Source organism: Rhizomonospora bruguierae, assembly GCF_018397995.1.
GTDB classification, from domain to species: domain Bacteria; phylum Actinomycetota; class Actinomycetes; order Mycobacteriales; family Micromonosporaceae; genus Rhizomonospora; species Rhizomonospora bruguierae.
This window is the reverse complement of record NZ_BBQH01000012.1, coordinates 78,700-91,478: the sequence shown is the minus strand read 5'-3', so window position 1 is coordinate 91,478 and position 12,779 is coordinate 78,700. Positions and strand designations below refer to the sequence as shown.

The 12,779-nt window shown below is 75.2% G+C and carries 11 protein-coding genes; all 11 read right to left on the bottom strand.

Annotated features, from left to right (window positions below):
- Positions 1-3: 3 nt before the first annotated feature.
- The 11 genes from KJS59_RS03870 to KJS59_RS03820 all read right to left on the bottom strand — a co-directional run bounded on the left by KJS59_RS03870 (position 4) and on the right by KJS59_RS03820 (position 12,764).
- A complete protein-coding gene (locus KJS59_RS03870; RefSeq protein ID WP_249713844.1) occupies positions 4-1,578 on the bottom strand; it encodes an alpha/beta hydrolase in 1,575 nt (524 codons plus the stop codon).
- Positions 1,579-1,657: 79 nt separating this feature from the next.
- A complete protein-coding gene (locus KJS59_RS03865; RefSeq protein ID WP_213450886.1) occupies positions 1,658-2,746 on the bottom strand; it encodes an ATP-dependent DNA ligase in 1,089 nt (362 codons plus the stop codon).
- A gap of 8 nt (positions 2,747-2,754) precedes the next feature.
- Complete coding sequence (locus tag KJS59_RS03860) at positions 2,755-3,216, bottom strand: GNAT family N-acetyltransferase (protein ID WP_213450885.1); 462 nt, start codon at positions 3,214-3,216, stop codon at positions 2,755-2,757.
- Positions 3,217-3,297: 81 nt separating this feature from the next.
- A complete protein-coding gene (locus KJS59_RS03855) occupies positions 3,298-4,206 on the bottom strand; it encodes a DNA-3-methyladenine glycosylase family protein (protein ID WP_376771116.1) in 909 nt (302 codons plus the stop codon).
- Between the two features lie 43 nt (positions 4,207-4,249).
- Positions 4,250-5,083, bottom strand: a complete 834-nt coding sequence (locus tag KJS59_RS03850) for a spermidine synthase (protein WP_213451033.1) — start codon at positions 5,081-5,083, stop codon at positions 4,250-4,252.
- Positions 5,084-5,369: 286 nt separating this feature from the next.
- Positions 5,370-6,080 (bottom strand): DUF4142 domain-containing protein, encoded by a 711-nt coding sequence (locus tag KJS59_RS03845; RefSeq protein WP_249713843.1) that lies wholly within the window; start codon positions 6,078-6,080, stop codon positions 5,370-5,372.
- Between the two features lie 232 nt (positions 6,081-6,312).
- A complete protein-coding gene (locus KJS59_RS03840) occupies positions 6,313-7,140 on the bottom strand; it encodes a zf-HC2 domain-containing protein (RefSeq protein ID WP_213450883.1) in 828 nt (275 codons plus the stop codon).
- Positions 7,137-7,916, bottom strand: coding sequence for a sigma-70 family RNA polymerase sigma factor (locus tag KJS59_RS03835; protein WP_306345135.1), 780 nt, complete (start codon positions 7,914-7,916; stop codon positions 7,137-7,139). The genes KJS59_RS03840 and KJS59_RS03835 overlap by 4 nt, the downstream gene beginning before the upstream one ends.
- A gap of 131 nt (positions 7,917-8,047) precedes the next feature.
- Complete coding sequence (locus KJS59_RS03830; RefSeq protein ID WP_213450882.1) at positions 8,048-9,013, bottom strand: hypothetical protein; 966 nt, start codon at positions 9,011-9,013, stop codon at positions 8,048-8,050.
- Positions 9,010-11,607 carry an AAA family ATPase gene (locus KJS59_RS03825; protein ID WP_213450881.1) on the bottom strand — a complete coding sequence of 866 codons (2,598 nt, stop codon included), beginning with the start codon at positions 11,605-11,607 and terminating at the stop codon, positions 9,010-9,012. Before KJS59_RS03825 ends, KJS59_RS03830 begins: the two co-directional genes overlap by 4 nt.
- The gene (locus KJS59_RS03820; RefSeq protein WP_213450880.1) at positions 11,604-12,764 is read right to left on the bottom strand and encodes an exonuclease SbcCD subunit D; all 1,161 of its coding nucleotides are present in this window, start codon (positions 12,762-12,764) and stop codon (positions 11,604-11,606) included. Before KJS59_RS03820 ends, KJS59_RS03825 begins: the two co-directional genes overlap by 4 nt.
- Between the last annotated feature and the right edge of the window lie 15 nt (positions 12,765-12,779).

The window sequence follows — 12,779 nt, the reverse complement described above, 5'->3', positions numbered from 1 at the left end:
GGCTCACCGGGCGGGGCAGGTCTTGCCGTCCGCCGGGACCGTCAGGTTGATCAGGTACTCGTCCACCGCGTTCGTGACGCACGGCGTCTGCGGGTACGCCGTGTGCCCCTCGCCCTGCCAGGTCAGCACGTGACCGACGCCGAGCATGTCGGCCAACCGCCCGGTCTGCTCGTATGGGGTTGCCGGGTCGCCGGTCGTGCCGACCACCACGATCGGCGGGGCGCCCTTGGCGGCGCCGGTCGGGTACGGGTCCCGGGGGGCGCTCCACTGGGCGCAGGTGATCAGGTCCACCGCGATCGGCGCGCCGAACAGCGGGTATTTGGCCCGCCACTGCTCCTGGTACGACCGGATCTTGTTGGCGGTGAGGGAGGTGTCCGAGTCGGTGCAGTTGATGGCGGAGTTGGCGTCGAACAGGTTGCTGTAAGCGCCCGCGTCGGTCCGCTCGGCGTACCGGTCGGCGAGCTTGAGGATGCCGCGCGGGTTGCCCCGCTGGTAGTCCTCCAGCGCGTCGGCCAACTCCTTCCAGCCCTGCTCGGTGTACAGCGACGAGACCGCCGCCCACAGCGCCCAGCCGGCGGTGACCTCCCGCCCGTCGCTGGCCCGCATCGGCGAACTGCGCGCCTTCTCCAGCGCGTCGGTCATCGCGGCCCGCGCGTCCGGCGCCACCCGGCACTCCTTCGGGGTGTTCCGGCACCAGGTGGTGAAGTTCGTGAACGCCCGCTCGAAGCCCTTCGCCTGGGACTCCGAGCCGGCCACGATGTCCTGCTCGGGGTCCACGGCGCCGTCCAGCACCAGCGCCCGCACCTTCTCGGGGAACAGTTGGGCGTACGTGGCGCCGAGCAGCGTGCCGTACGAATACCCCAGGTAAGTCGTCTTGTCGTCGCCGACCGCCGCCCGGATCGCGTCGATGTCCCGGGCCGTCTGCTCGGTCGAGTAGTACCGCAGGTCGTCGCCGTACTTGCGGACGCAGCCCGCGACCAGCTTCTGCCGGATCGCCGCGACCTGGTCGAACTCCTCCTGGGTGCGCGGGTCCGGGTCGGCGCCGAAGTAGGCGTCCATGTCCCGGTCGCCCATGCACTTGATCGGGCTGGACCGGCCGACGCCGCGCGGGTCGAAGCCGACGATGTCGAAGCGCCGGGTGATCTCCGTTGGCAGGCCGCCGTAGGACGGGCCGAACGACAGGTACACCGCGGTGTCGACGCCGGACGCGCCGGGGCCGCCCGGGTTCACCAGCAGCGACCCGATGCGCCGGCTCTGGTCCGCCGACCGGATCCGGATGAGTGACAGTTCCAGCTTGTCGCCGCCGGCGCCGCCGCCCCAGTCGGCGGGCACGGAGATGGTCGCGCAGTCGTACCGCATCCCGCGGGCGCCCTGCCCGACCAGCTTGGCGGGCACGTCGTCGCAGCGGGACCAGGCCGGGCCGCCCGGGCTGCTCGACGGCGGCAGCCCCACCGGGTGGTCGGGGTCGGCGCCGCCGGTCGGCATCACCACCGGCAGGAAGCAGCCGGCGGTGGCGACCACGGCGACGAATCCGGCCAGCAGCGCGACGAGCGGTGCGCGGCGGTGCGGACGGCTCACGACAACGACCCTCCCGGGATTCGGCACGGGTCGAGGCTACGCGAGCCGGGCGACGGATCCGGGCCCCGCGCGGTGATCGTCAGCCCACGTCGCCCGACAGCACCCGGTCCACGTCGAAGCGGACCGGCCGTTCGAGTTGGTCGTAGCCGCAGGAGCGGGGGTCGCGGTCCGGCCGCCAGCGCACGAACCGGGCCGTGTGCCGGAACCGGTCCCCCTCCATCGCGTCGTACGCCACCTCCACCACGAGTTCCGGCCTCAGCGGCACCCAGTCCAGGTTCTTCTTGCCGGTCCACCGGCTCACCGCGCCCGGCACCCGGTGGCCGGCCTCGCCCGCCTCGTTCGGGTCCACGCCGGTCCACGGGTGCGACCGCGGGTTCTCGTACGGCTTCAGCTCCGTCAGCAGGTCGGCCCGGCGCGCCATGGAGAAGCTGGACGAGACGCCCACGTGGTGCAGGGTCCCCTTGTCGTCGTACAGCCCCAGCAGCAGCGAGCCCACCACCGGCCCCGTTTTGTGCCAGCGGAACCCGGCCACCACCGCGTCCGCCGTGCGGGCGTGCTTGACCTTGTACATGAGCCGCTTGCCGGGCGTATACGGGAGGTCCGCCGGCTTGGCGATCACGCCGTCCAGCCCGGCGCCCTCGAAGATCTCGAACCAGCGCCGCGCGACCTGCGGGTCCGTCGTGGTCGGCGTCCGGTACACCGGGGGGACCACGTCCTTCAGCGCGGCCGCGAGCAGGTCGTGCCGCTGCTCGTACGGGCGGTCCAGGAACGCCTCGTCGCCCAGTACCAGCAGGTCAAACGCGACGAACGAGGCGGGGATCTGCTCGGCCAGCAGCGCGATCCGGGACGCGGCCGGGTGGATGCGCTGGCCGAGCAGTTCGAACTCCAGCCTCGGCTGGCTGCCCTCCGCCCGCCGGATCACGACCAGTTCGCCGTCGACCGCGCAGCGCTCGGGGAGCTGGTCGCGGGCCTGGGCGACCACCTCCGGGAAGTACCGGGTGAGGGTCTTGCCGCCGCGGCTGGCCAGCTCGACCTCGTCCCGGTCGCGGAAGATGATGCAGCGGAAACCGTCCCATTTCGGCTCGTAGCTCATGCCGGACCCGGTGGGCAGCTCCGGTACGGCGGTGGCGAGCATCGGCTCGACGGGCGGCAACACGGGCAGGTCCACCCCGCCAGTCAACCAGCAATTCGTTTACGCAGGTAGACCAGGGTCACATCGGGGCTGATGGCCCGCCGGTCCACCTCGGCGTACCCGTACCGCCGGTACAGCCGCAGGTTCGGCTCGCTGCGCGCCCCCGTGTCCAGCTGGAGCTGGGTGGCGGCGGGCGGTGCGGCGGCCTCGACCGCCGCGAGCAGCCGGCTGCCGATCCCGCGCCCGTGCAGGTCCGGCGCCACCGCGAGCCGCTTCACCAGCCACGTCGGGCCGGACAGCACCCCGCGCACCGACCCCACCAGCCGCGCGCCGAGCCGGGCCACCAGCACCGCGACCCCCGGCGCGAACACCTCCTCCGGCCGCTCGGTCAGCGGCGGCAGGAACGGCGTCCCGTACAGCTGCGCCTCACCCACGAACGCGGCCCGCTGCACCGTGATCAGCTCTCCGGCGTCACCGGGGCGCCCCTTCTCGATCCTGACGTCCATGCGGAACACCCCACCTCGTCCCGCCCTTCGGACCTTCCCATCCCCGCCGCCCTCCCGCCTCGCGGTCCCCGCGGAGGAAGGTCAGTAGCGGGCGAAGGTGCGCAGGGGCATGCGGGGGCCGAAGCGGGGCGCCATCATCCCCGCCTGCTCCAGCAGCACGCAGACCCGCCCGCGGTGGCCGCGGAACGGTTCCAGCAGCGTGAGCATGCGGGCGTCGTCGCCGCGCGGTTCGCCGGCCAGCGCCCACGCGACCGTGTTCGGGATGTGGTAATCGCCGACGCTCACCGCGTCCGGGTCGCCGTAGACCGTGCGGACCGCCTCGGCGGCGGTCCAGGGACCGATGCCGGGGATGGCGGTCATGCGGCGGGTGGCCTCGGCGGAATCGGCGCAGGCGTCCAGGCGGGCGGCGACCCGGGCGGTGCGCAGGAGCGTGTCGGTGCGACGCTGCTCGGCGCCGAACGGGTGGAAGACCCAGTACGGGGTGGCCGCCACCGCCTCGGCCGGCGGCGGGAGCCACAGCTGCGGGTTCGGGCCGGGCGCGGGTTCGCCGAAGTGGCGGACGGTGCCCGCGTACGCCCGGAACGCCTCCGTGCCGGTGACCTTCTGTTCGAAGATGGCCCGCAGCAGCCGGGGGAACAGCCGGCCGGTGGCGGGGATGCGCAGGCCGGGACGCTGGTGGGCGAGGCGGGCGACGACCGGGTGGGCGCGGGCGAGGTCGGCGAAGCCGGTCAGGTCGTCGCGGAGGCCGGCGACGGCGTCGGCGCGGTCCAGCAGCCACCCGGCGCCCGGGCCGTAGGCGGTGGCGAGTAGGTCGTCGCCGTCGTGGCGGAGGCTGAGCGTGCCGGGGCCGTCCGGGGTGCGGGTGGCCCACCAGAAGGCGTCGCCGGCGAAGCGGGCGCAGGGGTCGTGCCGGCCCATCGCGAGCTGGCCGACCGTTCCGGCGAGGTGGTAATGCGGCGGGAGTGCCAGCCGCCGGGTCCCCTGCGCCACGGGCACACTCTAGCCCCCGGAGCGCCCGGTTCCAGGCACCGGTTCAGGGCAGCCCAGCTCCGAAGGAGTCCGGCGGGGGCGGCGGGGAGGGCCGGGCGGTCGCGTCCCGCACGGCGGCGGCACCGGCGGCGAAGCGTTCCAGGTCCCCGCCGGTGACCAGCCGGCTCGGGAACCAGTCCCCGGCGGCGCGTCGCGCCAGCTCCGCGGCGGGTAGCGGCGTGCGCGCCCCGATCAGCACCACGTTCCCGTACCGGCGGCCGCGCAGCACCCCCGCGTCCGCGATGAGGCACACCTCGGGCAGGACGGACCGCAGCGTGGCGACCTGGCCGCGGGCGAAGGCGAGCGGCGGGCCGTCGGCGATGTTCGCCAGGTACCAGCCGCCGGGGCGCAGCACCCGGGCGACCTGGTTGAGGAACTCCACCGAGGTGAGGTGGGCGGGGGTGCGGGAGCCGGCGAACACGTCCGCCACGACGGCGTCGTAGGCGGCGTCCGGGGTGCCGGTGACCACCTCGCGGGCGTCCCCGACGCGCACCCGCAGCCCGGCCGAGCGCGGCCAGGGCAGTTCCCGCCGGACCAGCTCGACCAGGGCCGCGTCGATCTCGACGATGCGCTGCGTGGAGCCCGGGCGGGTGGTGGCCAGGTACCGGGGCAGGGTCAGCGCCCCGCCGCCGAGGTGCAGGAGCCGCAGCGGGTGCCCGGCCGGCGCCGCCAGGTCGAGGGCGAACGCGAGCCGGCGTACGTACTCGAACTCCAGCGCGGTCGGGTCGTCCAGGTCGACGTGCGACTGCGGCGCCCCGTCCAACAGCAGCGTGTAGGCGCGGGGCCGGTCCGGGTCGGGGGAGAGCCGGGCGGTGCCGGTGTCGACCGCCGCCGCCATTCCGGCCGCGCGCCGGGTCCGTTCGCCCACCGGTCAACCCTACGGCGCCCGTCGGCGGCGCCCGGGAGCCGCCGGCGCACACGAAGAGCGGCACCCGGGGACGGGATCCCGGGTGCCGCTCGGCTGTCGAACCGTGTGGCCGCTTCACCTCCTCCCCGCGTGGGTGTTGCCTGATCCCGGGTCGGTCCCGGTGCCGGCGGCGGGTGCCGGCGGGTGGGGTCGAGGACCGACCCGGGGGTCGTGGCTCCCCGCCGCCCGGTCGGGCTACCGGGCGGCGGGGAAGTCGCTACCGCGGTCGCAACAGGCGGATCGTGGCGGCCCCGCCGGCCAGCGCCGCGAGACCGAGGACGACCCAGATGACCGTCGAGTTGACGCCGCGCACATCGTCGGTGGACAGTTGCACGCTGCCGGGCGCGACGCCGACCGGCGACGGCGGCGCGGGCAGCCCGTTGTAGTCCACCAGGCCGCTGCTCTCCAGCAGCACCAGGTGCGTCATCACGTAGTTGTTGGAGCGCTGCGCCAGCTCGCGCACCACGGAGTTGCGGGTGCCGGCGCGGACCGTGGCGATCGCCGGGAAGATCTTGCCGTGTGCCTGGCGCAGCCGCTCGATGAACACGTTGTCGAACTGGGCGCCGCTGGCGTCACGCATCTCCTGCAACCAGCCCTGCTGGTCGCGGTTGGGCTCGTCGGGCAGCGGCAGGGACAGCTTGTCGGCGGCGGTGCGGGCCAGCAGGTCCAGCTCGCGGTGCTGCTTGGCGATCTCCGCGCCGACCGCCCGGACCCGGGCGCTGTGCCCCTTCTCCTTGGCCATCTCCCCGGCCGGGATCTCCCACAGGCCGGCCAGCCGCACCTTGGTCACCAGGTCGATATCGGCCGGGCCGAGCGGGCCCCACTCGGTCATCGTGTACCCCTTGGGCAGCGAATCCGCGTGGGCGGCGACCGGACCGGCCGCCAGGCCGCACAGCGTCACGGCGGCGCCGACAAACAGTCGAACCATCCATCGGCCTGACCCCGCCACGCCTATCACCTCCAGGGACGAACGAAACGGACGGACTGGTGCGCGACGCTCGCTGCTTCACCGGTGAGTACGGACGGCGGGGCTCCGCGGATGAACGGTTCCCTGGATGGGCCCGGGTGAATTTCCGCCGGCCGCCGGAAACGTCGCGAGCCGGGCTCGGTGGCCCGGCTCGTGCTGGTCTGGCTCGCGCTGGTTCTGGCTTGTGGCGTCGTTACAGCGGTATCTCGACCAGCGTCTTGACCACGCCGTTAGGGGCGACCGCCTGCACCTGCACCAGGGCCAGGTCGTCCGGGTCGGTGGCGGTGGCCGTCTGCAGTTCCAGCGGCTGCGGCTGCTTCGGGGTGCCGTAGCCGGCCGGCGGTACCTTCCAACTGGCCAGCGTCTCGGTGGTGCCGTTGGCCCGGACCAGCGTCAGCCGGCAGGTCAGCGGGCCGGTGAGCTGGCTGATCGCGTACGACAGTTGGCTGCCCCACGCCTTGCGCTCCAGCAGGACCAGCGCGTGCACGCCGGTCACCGGGTCGGTGGCCTCGTACTTCTTGCCGGCCGGCGCCTCGGGGCCGCCGAGGCCGAGTGGCGGGGCGGTCCGGGCCGGGTTCTGCGTGCCGCTCGTGTTCTCGGCCTGGATCCGCGGCGGGTCGCTGCCGCTCCACCGCGCTCCGACGATCAGCCCGCCGACCGCGAGCAGCGCCACGGCCCCGAACGCGGCCGCGGCCACCAGCGCCCGCGGGCGCCCGGCGAGGCGGTGCCGCTTGAGCGGCCGCAGCAGCGCCTCCCGGCGCCCGCCGGAGCCGGGGTGCCCGGCCGGGTGGGCCGAGTCGTGCCGCCGGCCGGGGGCGGATAACCGCTGGGGGGCCGGTGCGGCGGCCGGCTCGACCAGGGTGACCGGATCGACATCGGCGAGCGCCTCCATCACCGGGACCATCGAGTCCAGTTCGGCGGCGCACGACTCGCAGTCGAGCAGGTGCTCCTCGAAGTGGCTCGCGGCGCGGTCGTCGAGCAGGCCGAGGGCGTACGCGGCGACGTCGCGGTGCTCCGTCATCCGGTCACCCCCCTTTCGCGTAGCGCCGCACCGAGCGCCCGCAGCGCGTAGTACACCCGGGACTTGGCGGTGCCCAGCGGAAGGCCGAGCCGTTCGGCGGCCTCCGGGACCGTGCGGCCCTGGAAGTACGTCTCGACCAGGATCTCACGGTGCGCCGGGCTCAGCGTACGCAGCGCTTCGGCAACCGTCATCCGGCCGAGCAGCCGGTCCGTCTCGTCGGCGACCGGCATCGTGTCCAGTTCGCGGTCGTACGTCTCGGTCGGCCGGGCGTTGGCGCTGCGGTGGTCGTCGATGGTGATCCGCCGGGCCACCGCCACCAGCCACGGCCGCAGCGAGGTCTGCCCCTGCGCGCCGAGTTTGTGGGCGTTGCGCCAGGCGCGCAGCAGGGTCTCCTGGACGATGTCCTCGGCGCGCTGCCGGTCGCCGCCGACGAGGCGCAGGACGAACGCGAGCAGCGGCCGGGAGTGCTCGGCGTACAGCGAGCGGACCAGGGCCTCCTCGTGCCGGGCGGCCGCCGTCTCGGACCGGGACCCGGCGGCGAGGTGTCGAGGAGCCGGCCGGGGGGTCACCGCCCCATCATGGTGGGCGCCGGATGCCGCGTCGAGGGCCGGGCGCCGATCGGCGAAGCGCTCGACCGTGGTAGCGGACTGCTGGCTGCGCGGGGTCCGGGCGGTGCGCGCCGGGGTCGTCGCCGTGCGGGCGGGGCGCTTCCAGGGGCGGCCGATGGCGATGGGACCCAGCGCTCCATCGGCCGTCGGATTCAGCGCCATCGCCATGGAGACCTCCGTCGCAGCACGTAACCCCGTCGACCGCACCGCCGACCACCGGTGGCGGGCTGCCAGGGAATACGGATGCCGGCCCCGCCCGGATCAACCGGCCGGCGGGGAATTTCCGGCCCGGTGCCCCGCTACGCGGTGACTGGCGCGGGCGACCGGGTCGCCAGGGACAGCGCGCGGTCCAGCAGGCGGGGGTCGCCCAGCAGGGCACGCAGCCGCCGCTCCAGGCCGCCGATCGGGACGAGGTTCTGCGGGGCCCGCGCGTCCTTGTACGGGGTGGAGGCGAACCGGGGCAGCGTCACCGCGGACACGTCCGCCAACTCGATCGCGGCCTGGTCGCCCACCTCGGTACTGCACTCGACGCGCACGATCCCGCTCCACGGCGCCCCGCGCGGGCCGGGCAGCCGCAGATACCACGAGTAGCTCGCCCACCGGGTGCCGCGCCGGAAGACGGGGGTGCGCTGCCCCGGCGCGAGGTCCGTCACGACCGGGATCAACTCGGCGGGCAGGTAGCTCTCCTGCTGCGTCTTCGTGTACCCGACCGCGTTCCTGAGGTGCCGCCTGCTCCGCAGTGGCCCGTCCAGGACGAGCAGGCCGGCGTCGTCCCCGGCCCGGTCGGAGACGTGCACCTCCAGGGCGGTCAGCGGCGCCTGGATCGCCCGGGGCAGCTTCGCCGGGTCGGGGCTGCCGACCCGGTGCACCTCATACCGGACCTGCCCCGCCACCAGGTCCGTCGCCGTCGGGCTGCTGGTGAACAGCCCCCGCCGCACCTCGCTGTCCACCAGGTCGGCCACGCCCCGCCGCAGGTCGCAGCGGACCACGCCGGCCGCGTACGACACGGCCAGGGCGCGGTGCGAGGCGCCGTCCGGCTCCCGGCTCCACATGCCGCCGTCGATCCGCCGGACCCCGTCGACGAGCATCACCACGTCCGGCGTCCGCGCCCCGGGCGCGGGGGAGAGGGCCTCCCACACGGGAAGCTCACGCTCGACGTTGACGACCACCTCCGCGCCGCCCTCGCCGGCCGGGGCCGGCTCATCGGGCACCTCGAAGGAGGTGCCGTAGCCGGGCCCCCAGGCGTCCTTGAACCAGACCGTCACATGCCCACCCGCCGGATCCGCGCCGACCGCGCGTCCTTGGTGACCTCGAACCGGACCGGGATGCGGTCGGCGAGCGCCCCCACGTGGGTGACCACGCCCACCATCCGGTCGCCCCGGGCGGCCAGCGTCTCCAGCGTGACCGCGACCGTGTCCAAAGTGGTCGCGTCCAGGGTGCCGAACCCCTCGTCCAGCAGGATCGACTCCAGGCTGGCCGCGTTGCTGGACAGGCCGGCGAGCTGCTCGGAGAGGGCCAGCGCCAGGGCCAGCGACGCCTGGAACGTCTCGCCGCCGGACAGCGTGCGCACCGCCCGGCGCAGCCCGGCGTCGTGGTGGTCCACCACGAAGAACTCGCCCTTGTCGTGCACCAGGTCGTACTGCCCGCCGGACAGCTCCCGCAGGATCCGGGACGCGCCGTCCACCAGCAGGTCCAGGGCCTCGGCCAGCAGCCAGCGCTCGAAGTTGTTGGCCCGCAGGTGCGTGCCGAGCGCCTTGGCCACCCGGGACTGCCGCTCGTGCTCCGCCCGCTGCTCGCGCAGCCGCTCGGCCTGCTCCCGCCGGTCCGCCAGGCGGCGCTGCTCGCCCTCGGCTCGCTCGACCGCGACGTGCGCCGCCCGTGCGTACCGGGCGTCGTCCGCGCCGCTGTTCCCGGCGCCGTGCCCCCGCCCGCCGGCCGCGCTTCCGCGGGCTCGCCCGCCGCCCGGCGCGGCGGCCGATCCACGGCCTTGGCCGCCGCCCGGTGTGGAGGCCGCCGGCACCGCCAGCCCCGCCTCCTCGAACAGCGCCTCGATCTGCGCCCGGACCGCGGCGACGCCCTCCTCGGCCGCCGCCACCGCCGCCTCCGCCGCGCCACGCTCCGCGCGCCTGGTGTCGGCCGCCCCCGACGCCCAGCCGGTCAGCGCCGACCAGGCGGCGGCCAGGTCGTCCCGCTCCGCGGCGGGCGGACCCAGCTTCGCCACGCCGTCACGGGACGCGTCGAACGCCCGCCAGCCGCCACGCAGCCGCTCCTCGGCGGCCTCCACCGCGCCCCGCGCCCGCCGGTGCGCCTCCCGGGCGGACCGGACCGCCGCGCTCGCCTCCTCCAGGCCGCGCCGCAGCTCCTCGATCGCCGCCAGGTCCCGGCGCAGCGCCTCCGGCCCGGGCGCCCCGGCCAGCCGCTCGTCCAGTTCCGCCAGCCGGGCCGTGAGCTGTGTGTGCTGCGCGCGGGTGCCGGCCAGCGCGGTCTCCAACTCCCGCACCGCCCGGTCGCACCCGGCCAGGTGCTCGTCCGCCTTGTCCGCGACCGCGCGCGCCTTCTTCCCCGCCGCCTCCGCCGCCGCCACGGCGGACTTCGCGTGCACCGCCGGTACCGTACCCACGGTCTGCTCGCACACCGGGCACGGCTGGCCGGCGACCAGGTGCGCCCGGATCGCGGCCGCCCGGTCGGCGGTCTGCGCCTCCTGGTACGCCGCGCGGGCCGCCTCCAGCGCCTCGTGCGCCTGCGCGACGCGCGTGCGGGCCCGCGCCAGCGCCTTCTCCGCCTTCTCGTGCTCCGCGTCCGCCTCGGCGAGGGTGGCGGCCAGCGCCGTCGCCTGCCCGTCGAGCCGCTCCCGCTCCGTGTGCGCCGCCAACAGCAGCCGCAGCGCCGCCGGGTCGCCGGCCCCGGCCAACTCGCCGCGCAGCTTCTCCTCCCGCTCCTCGGCGGCGCCCACGGCGTCCGCCGCGTCCGCCGCAGCCGACCGGGCCGCGGTGATGGCGGCGGCCATCCGGCCCGCCTCGGCGGGGGCCCGCACCGCCGCCAGCAGGGCGATCTCGGCGTCCAGGTCGGCCAGGGTGTCGCGGGTGGCCGCCACCGCCGCGGCCGCGGCGGCCACCCGGGGCATCGCCGCCTCGACCGACCCGGCGAGCGCGCGCATCGCCGCCACCCGCTCCGCCGCCTCGGCGACCGCCTCGTCGCCGGCCTCCGCCAGCCCGTCCAGCATCCGGTCGACCGCGGCCAGCTTCGCGTCCGCGGTGCTCGCCCGCTCACCCGCCCGGACCCGGATCCGCTCGTACACGTGCAGGCCCAGCAGGTTCACCAGGATCTGCTGGCGGGTGGCCGGCTTGGCGTGCAGGAACTCGGCGAACTCGCCCTGCGGCAGCACCACGCACGAGGTGAACTGGTCGTACGGCAACCCCACCGCGGCCAGCACCGCCTCGTCCATCTCCGCCACCGTGCCGGCGAGCACCTCGCCGAGATCCTCCGGGGTCAGCCCGGTGTCGAACTTGCGCACGTCGAAGCCCGGCGGCAACTGCTCCAGCGCCGCGCCGCCGGTGAACACCCGGCCCTTGCCGTCCCGGCGGACCACCCGGGTCGCCACATACCGGGCGCCGGCGGACTCGAACACCAGCCGCACCCGTGCCTCGCTCGCGGACGGGGTCAGCGCGTTCACGATCGCCCGCTTGTCGCCCCAGCGGGGCACCGTGCCGTAGAGGGCGAAGCAGATCGCGTCCAGGACCGTGGACTTGCCGGACCCGGTCGGCCCGACCAGCGCGAAGAAGTCGGTGTCGGTGAAGTCGACCGTGGTCTCCTCCCGGAAGACCGTGAACCCGGCCAGGTCCAGCCGCAGTGGCCTCACGCGCCGCTCACCTCCTCGTACAGCTCGTCGAACAGCTCGCGGACCCCGTCCGCGTCGGACTGGCCCTTGCTGTCCAGGTAGTCGCCGAACAGCTCCCGCGGCGACCGGCCGGCGCGCTCGGCGGCCCGGGTGCCGGCGCCGGCGGCGGGCAGCAGGTCCGGGTCGATGCGCACCTCGAGCGCGTTTGGCAGCAGTTCCTGCACCTCCTCGCGCAGCCCCGCGCGCGGCTGCTCCCGCACGTACACCCGCAGCCAGCCCTCCTCCTGCGGCCCGAACTGGGCGAGTTGCTCCAGCGTGCCGCGCAGGGTGCGCAGCGGGACCGCCGCCGTGATCGGCGCCTCCCGGATCTTCGCCGCGGTGCTCGCCGTGACCTCCACCAGCGTGACCGTCGGGAGGTTCTCCTCCTCCCCGAAGTCCACCGCCAGCGGGCTGCCGCTGTACCGGACCGGGCACGGCCCGACCACCTGCTGCGCCCGGTGCAGGTGGCCCAGGGCCACGTAGTGCGCGCTGGTCGGGAAGATCGTGGCGGGCACCGCGTACCCCATGATCGTGTGGGCCTCGCGCTCGCCGCCGCCCGCCTCCGCGCCGATCACCGTCAGGTGCGCGGTGATCAGGTTGACCGCGTCCTGCGGCCCGGTGAAATCCTCGGTCAGCTTGGCCAGCAGCCGGGCCAGGTGGTCCGCGTACGTCTGCGTCGCCTCGGCGGCGGTCAACTCGTACATCTCCGTGGCGCGCACCGCGTACCGCTGGGACAGGAACGGCAGCGCGACCAGCCGCCACCGCTCACCGCCGGCGGTGGTGCCCGTGATGACGTGCTCGGACGGCGACTCGCGGACCGTGCCGCGCAGCGCGATGCCGGCCGCCTCCGACCACGGGCGCAGCGCGTCCAGCGCCGGACCGTTGTCGTGGTTGCCGCCGATCGCCACCACGTCCGCCCCGGTCGCCCGCAGCGCGGACAGCGCCCGGGTGACCACCTTCGTCGCGTCGGCGGTGGGCGTCGCCGTGTCATACAGGTCGCCCGCCACGATCACCAGGTCCGGCCGCTCCTGCCGGGCCACGTTTACCACCTGGGCCAAGACCGCCACGTGCTCCTCGATCCGGGACCGTCCCTTGAGGACCTTCCCGACGTGCCAGTCCGAGGTGTGCAGTATCTTCACGCTCGCAGGCCCTCC